Here is a 15,670-nt window from a genome sequence, read left to right on the forward strand (position 1 = left end):
TACCCGTTATTCGGTTTCGTGGAGAGACCTATCCCGGTTCACATCAATAGTCTTTCGAATATTTCAGCCGCGCATCCGACCCTCCGGCCGACCCGGTCGATGTGAGCAAGCTCAATGCCCTCGTCAGGGCAATCTCCAGCTGCGTCGCGGTGAACCCACGGGCGTCGGTGACGATCTCGACATAGATGTCATCCGTGAGATACTTGCCCGCCGCGAGGCTGGTGCCGCGCCCGCTCGCCTCGTCCGCACCGAGCACCCGCAAGCGGTCGAAACCGGTGGCGGACCGCAGCTTGCCGAGCGGATTGAGCCCGCCGCCGCCGGAACCACGGAGTGAGTTGAGCGCGCTAGCCAGCTGGATCGCCTCGGTCGCCGACAGATTCTCCGGATTGGTGCCGAACAGCAGGCGGCTTAGCACCTCGTCCTGCGGCAGCGCCGGCGTCGACGTGAACGCGATCTGCGGCCGCTGCCCCGTGCCGGTGATGGCGATGACTGCGGTGATGCCGTTGACTGTGGTCGATGCCTGGATGTTGATGTCGGGATCGGTCAGGGCGCCGCCGCGGAAGCGGATGGTGCCGCGTGTGACCTCGAACCGCTTGCCGGCGAAGGAATATGTGCCGCGCACCAGATCCAGTCCGCCGGTGATGACCGGAGCCGCCGACGTCCCGCCGACCTTCAGGTTCATCTCCCATTCCGACTCCAGACCCATTCCGGAGACGAACAGCTGGTTTTCCGCGCGCACGGTAAGGTCCAGCCGAATGAGGCTTACGGGCGCCGGCTTCGGCCGATCGGTGGGACGCGGCGTGACCTGCTGGCTCTTGCGGCGGATGCCGGTGAGTTCCGGCACCTCGGCAGCACCCTGACGGATAATCTGATAGCGCGCCTCGGGGATGTTGAGGTTGCCCTGCAATAGCCCGCCTTCGCGCCCGTAGGTGAACCGAACGGTGCCAGAGGAGGTTGCCGCCAGTGCATCGCTCTTGGCGAGCTGCGCATTGTTCAGCGTCGCACGCAGGTCGATCGGGAAGCCGCTGTCGGCGGCTAGCCCGACGCTGCCCTGCGCCTGAACCGTCCCGTCGCCCGCGCGGGCGGAGAGGTTGGTCAGCTCGAGCCGATCGTTGTTGAAACGCGCCGCGATCTTCATCTGCGACAGACGCGTGCCGTAGGTTTCGTTGTCATAGGTCAGATTGTCGGCCCGGATCAGGCCATTGAGCCGCGGCGCGGCGACCCGGCCGGAGAAATCGGCCGCAACCGCGATCGGACCCGTCAACTGCTGTTCGGACAAGGCAGCAAGGCTGAAGAGCACTGCGGACGGCCCGTTGTAGCGGATACCGCCGGATAGCGGTGCCTGCATCAGCCGGGTCGCCCAAGAACCCGCACCGGGAGGCAAGGGACGCAGCGTCGCGAGCATGCGGCCGATGGTGGTCGGCCCACGCTTTACGAGCGCCCGCGCCTCGCCGCCATCGGGAACGAGGCGGCCGACGAACTGGACGTCGACGGGCTCGGACACCGCCGCAAGGCCGGTGCGCTGGAAGCCGGCGATCGTCAGCCGGGCATCGGCGGCCGGAATGGCATTGCCCTGCTGGCGATAATCGAGGCTGCCGGTGACGGCACCCGAGAGGCCGAGGTTCGGTACGAAGGCCGACAGCATCGACAGGTTGAGGCGGTCCAGCCGTGCCTGCGCTGTCGTGACGCCGCCGCCGAACGATCCGGCGATGCGTGTCGAGCCGGCGGTCGGACCCTGCCCGAAATCGATCCGCGTCGCGGCGAGCCTATAGGCGTTGCCGACGGACGTGATCCGGGCCGGGTTGACGGTGCGGAAGGCGATGTTGTTTGCCTGTCCCTGCGCGGCAACGAGGTAATTGCCCGGCGACAGTTGTGCGTTGACAGCAACCCGCAGCGGCACGCCGCTCGATCCGGTCAGCAGCGCCTGTGCGGTGCCACGTCCGCCGACGTAATTGATCTTGGCGCGCATCGTCTGGATGACGAAGGCATTGTAGCGGGTATCGGCCACCTGCACGTCCGCGACCACCTGCGGCGCCTTCGGCAGCATCACCACATTCGCGTCGACGATCGCACGACCGATGGTGAAGTCCGCATAGCCGGGGATCGTCGCGTTATACGCGCGCGCGGCAATATCGGCACGCTGATACCCGCCCTGATTGGCAAGGCGCACGGTGCCGTTGATCCCGCGACCGGCGAACTGCAAAGCGCCGGCGAACGGACCCGCCGGTGTCGCGACCACGCGGCCGCTGCCTACGATGCCGGCGAAGACGACGCGATTGATATCGACCGTCAACTGCGGGCTGGGCCGCACGAGCACATCCGCCGTGAAAGGGCCGTAGTTGGTGCCGCCACTCGCCGTCACGGCATAGGCGCCGTTGCGACCGACGACACGCGCGTTGAGGTTCACCAGTCCGATGCCGACGCCGGGCCGTGCCGCACGCAGCACCACGACGGGTGCGGTGGCGGTGCCGGTCACGCGCGCGGACAGCGGTCCGTATTGTGCGGAATAGGCGTCGGCGTTCACCAGGACGCTGCCGTTGGCCGGATCGAACCGGCCCTCGCCCCGCGTGATACGGAATTGCGGCGCATTCATCCGCAGATTGCGGAAGGTGACGATCCCTTCCGGACTATAGCCGATATCGCTGCGGACGATCGCATTGCCGCCGAGGAAATCGCGCACGCCACTGTTGAACAGCTGCTTCGTCTGCGCAACGACGCGGCCAGTGATGCCGAAACCGCCATTGGCGCCGGGCACCAGTTTGGCGTCCGTCGACAGATTGAGGATGCCGATGCTTTCCAGACGGTAGTTGTTGACCCGCCCCTTTAGCGCACCGGTGTAACGGCCGGTCTGGGTGTTCGCGACGACGATCGCGGTCGCATCGATATTGTCCGAACGGATACGCAGATTATCCGACAGGATATTCGGCATCGAGATCGCGAAATCGCCCTGGATGCGCACGTTGTTCGCCAGTCCGCCGACCGCAGCATTGAGGCCGGTGACGCGGCGCGCACGCGCGGTGACCGGCACGAGGATGCGGTCGGCGTTCACGCGGGCCAGACCTTCGGCATAGACATCCTCGACCGTCGTGGTGCCGAAGCCGATCGCCGCCGCCTTGATCTTATAGTCCACCGTCGGCGTCGCGAACGCACCGTCGAGGACGACCCGAGCGGTGACGTCGCGACCGCGCAGGTTCGGTGCGATGGCACCCGGCGTCAGCAGCTTCGCGTCGACCGCGAAATGTCCGAACGTGCTGTTGGCAAGATCGACAAGACCGCCCGCATCGACCGCCAGCGCATCGGACTTCAGCGTCAGTCGCGTGTCCGCCTTGCGATCGTTGAGAGTGGTATCGAGCGCCAGGTCCAGCCGTGGCGCGGTCAATCGCTCGACCGGACCCTGCAGGTACAGACCGGGCGTGGTGAAGCCGCGCACCTGGATATGCCCGTTGCGCGCATTGACATTGAGATTGGCCAGCTGACCACCGCCGAGCGTGGCGATCGCCTTGCCCTGCCACGCCTGCCAGCTGCCGCGGCCGTCAACGGTCGCGGTGAGTGGCGCCTTCAGCGAACCCATGGTGGCGACGACGCCGCCGACCGGAGCGTTCAGCTTGAGATCGATGTCGAGCTTGTTCTGCTCCGGCACCGCGTCGAGCTTGAGGTGCAGCGTATCGCCGCCGGCCACCCCTGCGCCACGCATTGCGGCGGCATCGGTAACGAGTTGCGCACGGCGATCGGCGATGTGCACGGCGCCGTCGATCCGCACGAGGTGCGTTTGACCGGTGACCGGCTTCGCCAGCACCAGTCGCCCGACGTGAAGCCGATTGACGTCGATGTCGAGATCGGGGAGTAGCGGCGCGTTTTCGTCGGTCGGCGGCGTCTGCTTCAGTTCGGGCCGGCGTGCGAGCGTGACGAGCTCGGTCGAAAGCGTCCGCACGTCGACGTGGTTGTCGACGAACGCAAACGGGCGCCAGTCGACATTCAGGCGGGGACTCGTGAGGAAGACGCCCTTGGGATCGGCGACACGGACGTCCGACAGGGTCATCTGACCGTATAGCGATCCGTCGATGCGGCCGACCTTGATATTGAGGCCAGACGCGGTGGTGTAGCCGCCGATCCGATTGGCGACGTAGCGGCGTCCGGGATCGGTGTTGATCCCCAGCACGACGATGCCGATCAGCACGATGAGGCCCAGGATCAGGAACAGCACCCATTTCAGGATACGCTGCCAGAGCGGGCGCTTCGTCACGACCGTTGCATCGCTGGATTCGGTAACGGGCGTATCCTCCGCCATCAGAATGCCTGACCGATCGAGATGTAAAGCGCGACCTTGCCATCGCCCGGCCGCGGATTGAGCGGGGTGGCGACATCGATGCGCATCGGGCCGAAGTTGGTGTAAAACCGCCCGCCGATGCCGGCGCCGAACTTCAGTTCCGACCCCTTGGGGAGGCTCGATTCATAGCTGTTGCCGGCGTCGACGAACGGCACGATGCCGAAATTGCCGAACCGGTAGCGGGCCTCGAGCGCGAATTCGTTGAGGCTGCGGCCACCCACCGGATCGCCGTTGGGGTCGAACGGTCCGAGCCGCTGATATCCGTAACCGCGCACGGATCCGCCGCCGCCGCCGTAATAGCGCCGGGACGGCGCGAGGTCGTCACGGGCGATGCCCTGAATCGACGCGGCGCGCGCGCGGCCTGCGATCACCAAGCTGTCCGATACCGGGTAATAATAGGTCGCCTCGATCTGCGTGCGAACGTACGGTTTGAACCCGCCGCTCACTGCGCCTTCCGGGCTGAGGTTGAGGCGTAGGCGATAGCCGCGGGTCGGGTTCAACAGACTGTCCGACGTGTCCCATTCAACCTGTCCGGGCAGCGCAGCGATGCCATAGGTGCGGCGGACGTTCCGGCCCTGCGTGAAATCATACACGCTCTCGTTGGTGCCGACGATCTCGCCACCGTAATAATAGGTGAACCGCTTTTGCCAGATCGGCGTGGAAACGTAGCTCCAGCGCGCCGAGAGGGTGCCGGTGAACGCGTCGAATGCGTCGTAACTCTGATGCACCGCACTGGCGATGGCCGTGAACGTGCGGTCACGCCTGCCGGCGTTCGAGCGGCGGAAGGTGCCCGACGCGCCCTGTTCCTGTGTACCGGCGACGACCGTGCCGATCAGCGCGCCTTCCGGCGGGAACAGGTTGCGGTGGGTCCAGCTTCCCTCCGCCTTGAAACCCTGACCGGTCGAATAACCGGCGCTGCCCGCCAGCGTCCGCGCCGGCCCCTTGCTCTGACGCACGAGCAGGTCGACCGCCTCGGTGCCGTCGGGATTGGTGCGGCCGGTGCGCTGCGGCTCCACCGCGACGCTGGAGAACAGCCCGGTTGCGACCAGCGCGTCGCGCAGGTCGTCGGTCTTGCGGCTGTCGTAAAGATCTCCGTCGTCGAAGCGCGGAAAGACGTTGAGGTGTTTCAGGTCGAACACCGGATCACCCGTGGTGACGAGATTGCCGAAAGCGGACCGCGGCCCCGTGTCGACCGGCAGCGTATACGCCCCCGTCGCCTTTTCGGACTGGTCGTCGAGCAGGATGTCACGTTCGCCGACCTTGACGAACGGATAGCCCTGCTGCGGCAGCACGAGGCTGAGGTTCGCCTCGGCACCCTGTATACGCGCCGCCTCGATCGGATCGCCGACCCGTAGCGGCAGATTGCGCGTAACGAGATCGGCCGGCACCACCGGCTGCGCCTGAATGTCGATCGACGACAGGGTATAAAGGCGCCCGGGCGTGGCGGTGACGGTCGCGCGCAGGCGGCCCGGCTTGTTGGCATCGGCCGGGTCCTGCGTCGTCTCGATCAGCGATATCGCATTGCCGTCGTAGTAACCGAGCGACGTCATCAGCCGTTTCGCGAGCGATTCGTCCTCGCGCGCACGCGCCGCGACCTGTGTCGCGTTCGCCGCCTTGCCGTCGCCTTCCTTCAGCGCCGACAGTGCATTGAACTGGCCAGCGAGGTCGAGTTCCTCAAGCCCCTTCAACACCGTATCGTAGCGGATCTGCGGCGCATCCTTGTCCTTGATGTCCGCCGCGGTCTGCAAAGGCGCGGTGTCGAACGTCGCCAGCGGTTGCAGCGGTTGCGCCAGTTCGGGGTTTTCGGGCGCGGCGGGGGGGAGACTGCCATCGGCGGTCACCAGCGGTGCAGCCGGCGTGGTCGTCGCGGGAGCCGCAGCGCTGCCGATTGGCTGCTGGGCCGGCATCGGCTCCAGCGGTGCATTGATATCGCCGGTCAGCGGCGGCAGGGCAGCATTGAATTCGGATTCGGGAACGATCGGCGCGGTTGCGGAGGCTCCGCTCTCCGTCGTTTGTGGCGCATTCGCGCGCGCGCTATCGGACTTCGGCGCATCGGGGCCACGCGCGGGCGCCGTTCCTTGCTGCTGATTGAGCTGTGCTGCCGCGGGGCTACCTGCGACCAGAGCGATGGCAAGCCAGTGATGTCGTCCGGTCGATACTCGCACGCGTGTCCCGTTCCCCTTTGCGAGAGCGTTCGCGTTCGAATCCACCCCCAAGCATTCCGATAACGTCGGCACGTCGGCTTGGTTGCGCCGCGGCATAACTTTTTCGACCTAACTCAAGCTAATAGCTTGTCATACAGCACTAAACGTCGACCGACGGAGCGTACTCAGAATTTCATCTGTCGCTTCACCGATGCGGCAAGCGCCCGGCCGTAAGGAGGCTTGAGCCCGGCGAGCTTCGCGACGTCGAGCCGCGACTGGCGAAATACCGCTTTGGCGTGGCTGAAGGTGCGGAACCCGTCGATGCCGTGGTAGCTGCCCATGCCCGACGATCCGACGCCGCCGAACGGCAGATCCTCCATGGATACGTGGAACACGATGTCGTCGAGCGTCACGCCACCGGATATCGTTCGATCGAGCACGCGCCGACGTTCCGCCTGATCCGGGCCAAAGTAATAAAGGCCGAGCGGCCGCGGGCCGCGATTTACGCGTGCGATCGCATCGTCGATCCCGTCATAGCGCACGATCGGCAGGATCGGCCCGAATATCTCCTCCTGCATCAGCGTCATCGTGTCGTTGACATCGCGGACGATGTGCAGCGGCATCTTGCGGCTGTTCGAACCAGCGAAATCCTCGCTTCCCGGATCGACCGTTTCGACCCGGGCCCCCTTGGATCGCGCATCGTCCAGCCAGTCGGTCAGCCGGCGGTGATGCCGGTCGCTGACGATCGACGTGTAGTCCGGGTTCGCCAGCACCGTCGGGTACATCGCCGTCGCCGCCGCGATCAGTCCGTCGACCACAGCCTGTTCCTGCGCGGCGGGCACCAGCACATAATCGGGCGCGAGGCAGATCTGGCCAGCATTGAGCATCTTGCCGAGCGCGATCCGCTCGCTTGCCCGGCCGATGTCCGCCCCCGCGCCGATGATCGCCGGGCTCTTGCCGCCGAGTTCCAGCGTCACCGGCGTCAGATTGTCGGCGGCGGCGTGCAGGATGTGGCGACCGATCCCGGTCGCGCCGGTAAACAGCAGATGGTCGAACGGCAGCGCGGCGAACGCCTTGCCGACCTCCGCTCCGCCGGAGACGAACGCGAGCTCGTCCGCTGCGAACCAGGCGCCGGCGATCTCCTCGAACAATGCCGCGGTGGCCGGCGTAAACTCGCTGGTCTTCACCATCACACGATTACCCGCCGCGAAGGCGCCGGCGACCGGGCCCATCACGAGATTGACCGGAAAATTCCACGGCGCGATCACGCCGACGACACCCTTCGGCTGATATTCGACCCACGCTTTCGCACCGAGCAGCCCCAGCGGGAACTGGACGCTGCGCCGTTCCGGCCTCGCCCAGCGTTCCAGATGCTTCAGCGCATGCGCGATCGGCGCGATTGATCCGGCGATATCGGTCAGCATCGACTGGTCGCGGCTGCGATGGCCGAAATCCTCGCTCAACGCGTCGCAGAAGCGGACGGCATTGTCGCGGATCATCGCCGCGGCGCGCGTCAGCCGGTCCTTGCGCGCGGCGATCGACACCGGCAGTCCGGCGTTGAAAGCGGCGCGCTGCGCATCGAGCAGCGCGTCCATCCTCATGCGCGGCAGCCGATCAGTCCGGCGACGGGCACGACGATGCCGTCCTGCCCGGCGCGGTCGATCTGAAGCGAGCCGGTCGGCACCTTTGCCCCCGCCGTCAATCCCTCCTGCTGGACGACATCCATCGTCAGGCGGGCGGTGATATCGCCGCCACGATATTCAGCGGCATCCGCGAAGCCGAGCCTCGCCGCGCCCCCGACATCGCCACCGGTGCGTGCGAGATCGACGATCTTGCCGCCGAGCGAAATGCGGATGGTCGCGGGATCAGCGGTCGCCATCGCGACCAGCTGCCGGTCGACAGCGCTCCACAGATAGGCCGCGCACCCTTTGGCGGGCAGCCGCTGCTCGCCGATCGCGCCCGGCATCGGCGTCGCAGGAACGGGAGCGGCCTGAGCCGCGACGGCGAGCAACAACGCGATCATGGCGCCAGCACTATCATGGCGATCCACGCGGGGTAAGCCGCCACCGCCAGCAACGTGCCGAACGGCAGTGCGGTGTCGCGCGAGATCCGGCGCCCGGTCGAATGCGCGAACGCCGCAACGCCCAGTCCGATCAGGCTGGCTATCACCAGCACCGCCGGTATCATGCGCCAGCCGAGCCACAGGCCGATCGCGCCGAGCAGCTTGGGATCGCCGCCGCCCATTCCCGCGCGACCCCGCGTCCGCTCATACCCCCAAGCGACCAGCGCGAGCATGCCGAAGCCGAAGCCCCCGCCGATCAGCCGATCCGTTAGCGGGGGGGCGAATCCCGCCGCGCCGGCGATCAGGCCTGCCGCCGCCAGCAGCCCGGTCAGACGGTCGGGTAGCCAGAAGGCGGTGAGGTCCAGTGCCGCCAGCGCGAGCAGCAGCCAGCCGAACACCGCGCCGCCCACCCCTTCCCAACCCGGCGCCACCAGTCCCGCCGCGCCGCCGATCGCCGCTGCCAGCAGCTCGATCCACCAATGGCGCCGGTCGATCGCCACGCCGCAGCCACGACATCGCCCGCGCTGCACCACGTAACTGACCAGCGGCACCAGTTCCGCCGGACCCAGCGTCCGCCCGCAGGCATCGCACGCCGATCGCCCGTCCATCACCGATCGTCCGGCCGGCCAGCGGACCACCAGCGCGCCGATGAAGCTGCCGAAGATCGCGCCCAATATCGTCAGGACGAGCGGCCACGCCATGGCCGCGCTCATCTCAGGCCCCGGCAGGCTCCGGATCGCGGATCAGATAGCGATAGACACCGAGCATATCGATGCCGAGCAACACGACGTTCTGCGATCCCAGCGCCCAGTCGCGCATCAGCACCGCGCCCGTGATCCATGCGATCGCAGACAGGCAGAACAGCACCATCGCCCAGCCCGTGTCGCGCCGCCCCCAGTCCAATGCAACGATGGTCGCGGCGATCATCCCGCTGATCGAGGCAAACCACCGTATCGGCTCGATAAAATCTTCCATCGCGCCCCAGCGCGCGGCGACGCGAATTGATCCTGCCGGATTTAGCATATGCAGGACAGGCGTCGGCTGGCTCGCTCATTGCCCCGCCCTGCCCCGCATCCTAGATGGCGTGCAACGAAAAACACCGGAGAGCCCATGTCCACCGATCCCGTCGTCATCCTCGGCTATGCCCGCACCCCCATGGGATCGTTCCAGGGCGCGCTGTCCGGGGCGTCCGCCACCGAACTCGGCGCGGCGGCGGTGAAGGCGGCGGTGGAGCGGTCCGGCGCGTCGGCGGCAGCGATCGAGCGCATCTACATGGGCTGCGTACTGCCCGCAGGCCTCGGTCAGGCGCCCGCGCGACAGGCGGCGATCGGCGCCGGTCTCGGCACCCATGTCGAGGCGACCACGATCAACAAGATGTGCGGTTCGGGCATGCAGGCGGCGATCCTTGCGGCCGATGCGCTGGCTGCCGGATCGGTCGAGATGCTCGTGGCGGGCGGCATGGAGAGCATGACCAACGCGCCCTATCTGTCGAAGAAGCATCGCGCCGGCGCGCGCATCGGCCACGACACGATGTACGACCATATGTATCTCGACGGGCTGGAAGATGCGTACGAACCCGGCAAACTGATGGGCAATTTCGCCGAAGATACGGCGGCCGAATACCAGTTCACGCGGCAGTCGATGGACGATTACGCGATAGAATCGCTGACCCGCGCGCAAAAGGCGCAGCGATCCGGCGCGTTCGACCGCGAGATCGTCCCGGTCGAGGTGAAGGGCCGCAAGGGCAGCACGACCGTGTCGCTCGACGAACAGCCGGCCAAGGGCGATATCGCCAAGATCCCGACGTTGAAGCCGGCCTTTTCGAAGGACGGTACGATCACCGCGGCCAACGCGTCGTCGATCTCCGACGGTGCGGCCGCGTTGGTGATGACGCGCGCCAGCGTCGCCGAACGGCTTGGCCTGACCCCGATCGCCCGCATCGTCTCGCATGCCGCTCATGCACACGATCCGGCGAAGTTCACCACGGCGCCCGTGTTCGCGATGCGCAAGGCGATGGAACGCGCCGGCTGGAGCCGCGACGATATCGACCTGTTCGAGGTGAACGAGGCGTTCGCCGCCGTGTCGATGATCGCGATCCACGATCTGGGCATTGATCCGGCGCGGCTGAACGTCCATGGCGGCGCCTGCGCGCTGGGGCATCCGATCGGCGCCAGCGGTGCGCGGATCCTCGCGACGTTGCTGTCGGCGTTGCAGACCAATGGTCAGCGTCGCGGTCTCGCCTCGCTGTGCATCGGCGGCGGCGAGGCAACGGCGATGGCGGTCGAACTTATCGACTGACAGCTGCCAATGGCATATCGCCCCCGTCATACGATAGCGCGGGGCCGCGGCGGTATAGATCGGATACGTCGGTCTTATACCCGTGTAGACTCACCACCAGCCCCGCGTCACAGATCGGTGCGGCGGTCAGGCGAAGCCAGCGGCAGACGTCGTCGAGAGGCGCGATCTGGATGTCGAGGGTGAAACCGCGGCGGTGCCGGATCGCGTGGGTTCGCAGCCGCTCCATCGCGGCCCGCGATCGTTCGGCGTACATCGACACGGTGACACCGCGATCGACCGGATTGTCCTGCGGCATGCCGAACAGGCGATAAACCGCGGAAGACCAGGTGAGCATATTGGTGGCAAGATCGCATGCCCAGCTTCCGGTAGCCCGGTCGGCGGCATGTAGCGGTGCCGGCGTGAACCTGGGCGCCGGATCGCCGTCATGGACCCGGCCTAGGTCCAGCCGCTCGCCGGCATCGCTCATCGGCCAGCTGTGATGCAGCGGCAACGGTTCGGTCGGGAGCATCGTTCGGCCTCCATCGCCGGTAAGCCATCGTGCATAACCTCTCGGTCCTAACAAGCTGTTAGGGTCGATCGCCAATTCCGTTCATGGGGCCTTGGTGGGCTCGACACCCCGCAGTCCCGGCCGTGTTCGAGGGTTATCGCCGCCGAACGTGCGCCACTTTTCTCCACGGGCAACGGAGGAGCAAGCTCGTGTTCGGGGATAGTCGCTGAGGTGCTTCGAAGGCGGTTCGGATCGTGCCCGTCGCTCCGCGTCAGGGCAGCCGCTCGCCTGCCTCGACGCCCCACAGGCTCGCCACTTCGACGAAGCCGGTCTGCCCCTTCACATCCAGCCGGCACCAGCCGCCGGCGCATTCGCTCAGCCGACCGACGACACCGGGTGCCGCACGCCACAGCAGCCTGGACACGGGCGATGGCCGCTCATGCATCTCGACGGGCTGGTCACCACGCACGATCGCGGTACGCCGCTCGTTAATCAGCGCCGCGAGCATCCAGCCCTGCGTCCCGTCCGGATCCTCGACCTTGCGCCATTGCTTGAACGTGGCGATCACCCGTACCGGCAGATCGGCACGCTGGTACAGCCAGCTCGCCGGATAGGTCTTTTCCGGCCCGGTCCGCATCCGGGCGCGCCCGGCGCTGATCGACGCATAATACGGCAGTGTCTTCTTGGCATCCGCGGCCAATGCGTGGCCATCGACGACCAGCGCTGCCGCACATCCGGCGATCGCCAAAGCCCAATGCCGCATTGTCCCTGTCCTTTTCCCCATGATGCTCTCTCTAGCGCAGCAGCCCGGAACAGCAACGATCCGTTGACGCTTGCCGTGCGCTTCGCCAAGCCGTTACGGCGATGACAGAACCCCGCCGTAATCCCCGCGTGGTCGTGACCCGCGAACTCGCTGATCCGGTCATGCAGCGGCTGGAAGCGTTGTTCGACACCACCAACAATCGCGGCGATGCCGCCATGACCCGCGACCAGCTCGCCGCGGCGATGGCCACCTGCGACGTGCTGGTGCCGACCGTCACCGACGACATCGATGCCGATCTGATCGCGGGCGCGGGCGACAGGCTGCGCCTGATCGCCAATTACGGTGCCGGCGTGAACCATATTGCGCTGAAGGCCGCCCGCGCGCGCGGGATCATCGTCACCAATACCCCGGGCGTGCTGACCGAGGACACCGCGGATATGGCGATGGCGCTGATCGTGTCGGTGCCGCGGCGGCTGGCGGAAGGCGAGAAGCTGGTGCGATCGGGCGAATGGCACGGCTGGAGTCCCGGCGGTATGCTCGGCCACCGCATCGGCGGCAAGGCACTGGGCATCGTCGGCATGGGCCGCATCGGTCAGGCGGTCGCCCGCCGCGCCCGCGCGTTCGGCCTGTCGATACATTATCACAACCGCCATCGCCTGCCCGGTGTAGTCGAAGCGGAACTGGGCGCGACCTTCCACGCCGATCTCGACGCGATGCTCGTGGCCACCGACATCGTCAGCATCCACACGCCGCTGAACGCCGACAGCCGCGACCTGATCGACCGCCGCCGGATTGGCCTGATGCGCCGCCATGTCTACGTCATCAACACGTCGCGCGGCGGCATTCTCGACGAGGCCGCACTGGTCGACGCGCTCGAGGCGGGAGAGCTGGCTGGCGCCGGCCTCGACGTGTGGGAGCACGAACCGCGTATCGACCCGCGCCTGCTCGCGCTGCCGAATGTGGTGATGACGCCGCACATGGGCAGCGCCACGCTCGAAGGGCGACAGGCGTCCGGCGAACGCGTCATCCAGAATATCCGGATGTGGGCGGATGGTCACCGTCCACCGGATCAGGTGCTCGAAGGCTGGGCCTGAGCACCAGAAAAACGTGTTGATTCATTGCTGAACGAAACCTTTGCTGCGCCGCGACATTAACGCCGCACCTCCGCAACACAGGACACGATCATGACCATCAAGCCCCTCGCCGCCGCCGCCCTGCTGCTCGGTTCGGCCCTCAGCCTCTCGGCCTGCTCGACCCTCAAGGGTGCCGGCATAGGCGCAGCCGGCGGTGCGGGTGTCGCCGCGGCGACCGGCGGCAGCGTCGAAAAGGGTGCAGCCGTCGGCGGCACCGCGGGCGCAGTCGTCGGCACCGTCGCCGACTAACGAGGTTCGGGAGCGCCGAGCCTCAACCCGGCGCTTCCGGATACTTGTACCGCTGCTAACGGACTCCTTCGCCGGTAGCCAAAGCGAGCGACAAGAGCTACGGCTACGTACGGGGCGGCACTCCTGCGGTCGGCTCAGTCCCCCGTCAGGATCCGATCGACCAGCTGTTTTACGCTCGGCACGAAGCCGTTGGAATAGAACGGATCACGCTTGAAATTATACGCCGCATGGCCGGCGAACATCAGATTCTGGTCGACGTCGCCGCCATGCGCGATGTCCTGCAACGTCTTCTGGATGCAGAAGCTGCGCGGATCGGCCAGCCGCCCGGTCGAGTTGGTCTCGGTGTCCGCCCAGCTCGAAAACGAACATTGCGACAGGCAACCCATGCAGTCCGCCTGATCCTTGCGGATGATGCCCTTCTCGGTCGGCGACACGAACACCAGGGTGTTGTCGGGCGTCTTCAACGCATCCGTATGGCCTTCGCCAAACCACTGGCGCGCGCGCAGCAGATCGTTGCGCGTCACCCAGAAATTCTTGCCCTTCACGCCGACGTCGAGCTGGAAGACATGATCACCAGCCTCCTGCGTCGAAAAGGCGATCTGGCGATCCGAACGCGCTTCCAGCGATCGCAGGAACGGGTTGCGCACCGCCGACGAATAGAAACCGGTCGGCGAGAAGCGATGCAACAGCACCTCGCCTTCCTCGATCTGCGTCAGCCGGTCCTTCCAATCCTGCGGGATCGGGCTTTCCTGCGTCAGCAATGGCCGCGTGCCGTACTGGAATGCGATGGTTCCCAGCTCGGGATTGTCGATCCAGTCGTTCCAGTCGCGCAAATACCAGACACCGCCCGCCATCACGATCGGCGTACTGTCGGGAATGCCGCCCTCGCGCATGACCGCGCGCAATTCGGCGACGCGCGGGAACGGGTCCTGCGGCTTCAACGGGTCTTCGGCGTTGGACAGGCCGTTGTGCCCGCCGGCCAGCCAAGGGTCCTCGTACACCACTGCCGCCAGCCATTCCGCCGCCTTCGAATAGGCACGCTTCCACAGCGCGCGGAATGCCCGGCCGGACGACACGATCGGCAGGTACGACACGCCATAGGACGCGGTGATCTCGGACAGCTTGTAGGGCATGCCCGCGCCGCAGGTGACGCCCGCCACCTTACCGCGGGTGCGTTCGAGCACGCCGTGCAGGATGCGCTGCGCCCCGCCCATTTCCCACAACACGTTGATGTTGATCGCGCCCTTGCCGCCCGCGATCTCGTATGCACGTTCGACCTGCTGGACCGCGCCCTCAATGGCATATTCCACCAGTTCCTCATGCCGCTGGCGACGCGTCAGCGCCGTGTAGACCTGCGGAATGATCTTGCCATCGGGATCGTAGCTGTCGGCGTTGACCGCGGACACGGTGCCGATTCCGCCCGCGGCGGCCCATGCACCGGCGGAAGCATGATTGGTCGCGGCGACGCCCTTGCCGCCTTCGACAAGCGGCCAGACCTCACGGCCATTGTACACGATCGGCTTCAGGCCCTTGAACACGGAAAACGTCACCTCATCCCGGGGGTAAATACGGCCGGCTATACAAGAAGGATGCGGTGATGCGAAGGAATTGCGATGTGGATCAGTGCAGCAACGCGCGTCCGTCCCCGATGCGTGGCGGAAAGCGCGCCTTAGCCGTCGGTTAACCTCAATCGTGCAGACAGGATCGCAGCTTTACGATGACATACGGGAAAGTATCGACGGATGGGGGTTCTCAATCACCTGATCGCACCCAGGCGTCCGGCGCGCAGGCATCTCGCCGCGACGTTGCGCTCGCCGCTCGGTGCGCTGCTGCTGCCGCAGATCGAGCGACTGGGGCTGTCGGTCGGGGAAACGCCGGGCGACGGGCCGACCGGCTCGGCATGGTCGCGTGCCTATGTGCTGGGCGCGGCCTGCGCCTCGCTCCAGCATCAGGATGCGGCGCCGGCGAGTGACCGGGATTGCTTCGCCGTGGCGCTGACGGCGTTCGCGATGACCTATGGCGAGGAGCAGGCGCGCGACATACTCGCCGCCATCGTCGCCGCCGCCGAAGCGCACGAACCAGAAGTGGAGGATGGCCTGCTGCACGGCGCCAGCGATCTGGCGCTCGTCGCGACGGGACAGGCCGATACCGCGACGCTGCAGTTCGTCGTCAGGAATGCCGCGGAGATATCGGGGACCTGATTGCGG

13 protein-coding genes are annotated in these 15,670 nt (G+C 66.5%); 4 read left to right on the forward strand and 9 right to left on the reverse strand.

Annotated features, from left to right (window positions below; genetic code table 11):
* Positions 1–43: 43 nt before the first annotated feature.
* The 6 genes from NF699_05825 to NF699_05850 all read right to left on the reverse strand — a co-directional run bounded on the left by NF699_05825 (position 44) and on the right by NF699_05850 (position 9,556).
* A complete protein-coding gene (locus NF699_05825; GenBank protein ID USU06188.1) occupies positions 44–4,288 on the reverse strand; it encodes a translocation/assembly module TamB domain-containing protein in 4,245 nt (1,414 codons plus the stop codon).
* Positions 4,288–6,492, reverse strand: coding sequence for a BamA/TamA family outer membrane protein (locus tag NF699_05830; protein USU06189.1), 2,205 nt, complete (start codon positions 6,490–6,492; stop codon positions 4,288–4,290). The genes NF699_05825 and NF699_05830 overlap by 1 nt, the downstream gene beginning before the upstream one ends.
* 164 nt (positions 6,493–6,656) lie before the next feature.
* Positions 6,657–8,072: a coniferyl aldehyde dehydrogenase gene (locus NF699_05835; GenBank protein USU06190.1), complete on the reverse strand. Its 1,416-nt coding sequence runs from the start codon at positions 8,070–8,072 to the stop codon at positions 6,657–6,659.
* Positions 8,069–8,494 carry a hypothetical protein gene (locus tag NF699_05840; protein USU06191.1) on the reverse strand — a complete coding sequence of 142 codons (426 nt, stop codon included), beginning with the start codon at positions 8,492–8,494 and terminating at the stop codon, positions 8,069–8,071. Before NF699_05840 ends, NF699_05835 begins: the two co-directional genes overlap by 4 nt.
* The gene (locus NF699_05845; protein USU06192.1) at positions 8,491–9,234 is read right to left on the reverse strand and encodes an A24 family peptidase; all 744 of its coding nucleotides are present in this window, start codon (positions 9,232–9,234) and stop codon (positions 8,491–8,493) included. Before NF699_05845 ends, NF699_05840 begins: the two co-directional genes overlap by 4 nt.
* Before the next feature lie 13 nt (positions 9,235–9,247).
* Positions 9,248–9,556 carry a hypothetical protein gene (locus NF699_05850; GenBank protein ID USU06193.1) on the reverse strand — a complete coding sequence of 103 codons (309 nt, stop codon included), beginning with the start codon at positions 9,554–9,556 and terminating at the stop codon, positions 9,248–9,250.
* 87 nt (positions 9,557–9,643) lie between these two features.
* On the opposite strand from NF699_05850, the gene NF699_05855 reads away from it, so the two are divergent.
* Positions 9,644–10,831 (forward strand): acetyl-CoA C-acyltransferase, encoded by a 1,188-nt coding sequence (locus NF699_05855; GenBank protein USU06194.1) that lies wholly within the window; start codon positions 9,644–9,646, stop codon positions 10,829–10,831.
* Here NF699_05855 and NF699_05860 read toward each other — a convergent pair.
* Positions 10,821–11,339: a hypothetical protein gene (locus NF699_05860; protein ID USU06195.1), complete on the reverse strand. Its 519-nt coding sequence runs from the start codon at positions 11,337–11,339 to the stop codon at positions 10,821–10,823. The genes NF699_05855 and NF699_05860 overlap by 11 nt on opposite strands.
* Positions 11,340–11,589: 250 nt before the next feature.
* On the reverse strand, positions 11,590–12,081 hold the full coding sequence (locus NF699_05865) for an SH3 domain-containing protein (GenBank protein USU06196.1): 492 nt from the start codon (positions 12,079–12,081) through the stop codon (positions 11,590–11,592).
* Between the two features lie 101 nt (positions 12,082–12,182).
* On the opposite strand from NF699_05865, the gene NF699_05870 reads away from it, so the two are divergent.
* Together NF699_05870 and NF699_05875 are read left to right on the forward strand one after the other, a co-directional pair.
* The gene (locus tag NF699_05870; GenBank protein ID USU06197.1) at positions 12,183–13,175 is read left to right on the forward strand and encodes a D-glycerate dehydrogenase; all 993 of its coding nucleotides are present in this window, start codon (positions 12,183–12,185) and stop codon (positions 13,173–13,175) included.
* 90 nt (positions 13,176–13,265) lie between these two features.
* Entirely contained in the window at positions 13,266–13,463 is a 198-nt protein-coding gene (locus NF699_05875) for a hypothetical protein (protein ID USU06198.1), read from the forward strand.
* A gap of 134 nt (positions 13,464–13,597) precedes the next feature.
* Here the strand turns inward: NF699_05875 and NF699_05880 are convergent, their stop codons facing one another.
* The gene (locus tag NF699_05880; GenBank protein ID USU07015.1) at positions 13,598–15,001 is read right to left on the reverse strand and encodes a nitronate monooxygenase; all 1,404 of its coding nucleotides are present in this window, start codon (positions 14,999–15,001) and stop codon (positions 13,598–13,600) included.
* A gap of 204 nt (positions 15,002–15,205) precedes the next feature.
* On the opposite strand from NF699_05880, the gene NF699_05885 reads away from it, so the two are divergent.
* Complete coding sequence (locus NF699_05885; protein ID USU06199.1) at positions 15,206–15,664, forward strand: hypothetical protein; 459 nt, start codon at positions 15,206–15,208, stop codon at positions 15,662–15,664.
* The last annotated feature ends 6 nt before the right edge of the window (positions 15,665–15,670 follow it).

The organism is Sphingomonadaceae bacterium OTU29LAMAA1 (assembly GCA_024072375.1).
GTDB lineage: Bacteria > Pseudomonadota > Alphaproteobacteria > Sphingomonadales > Sphingomonadaceae > Sphingomonas.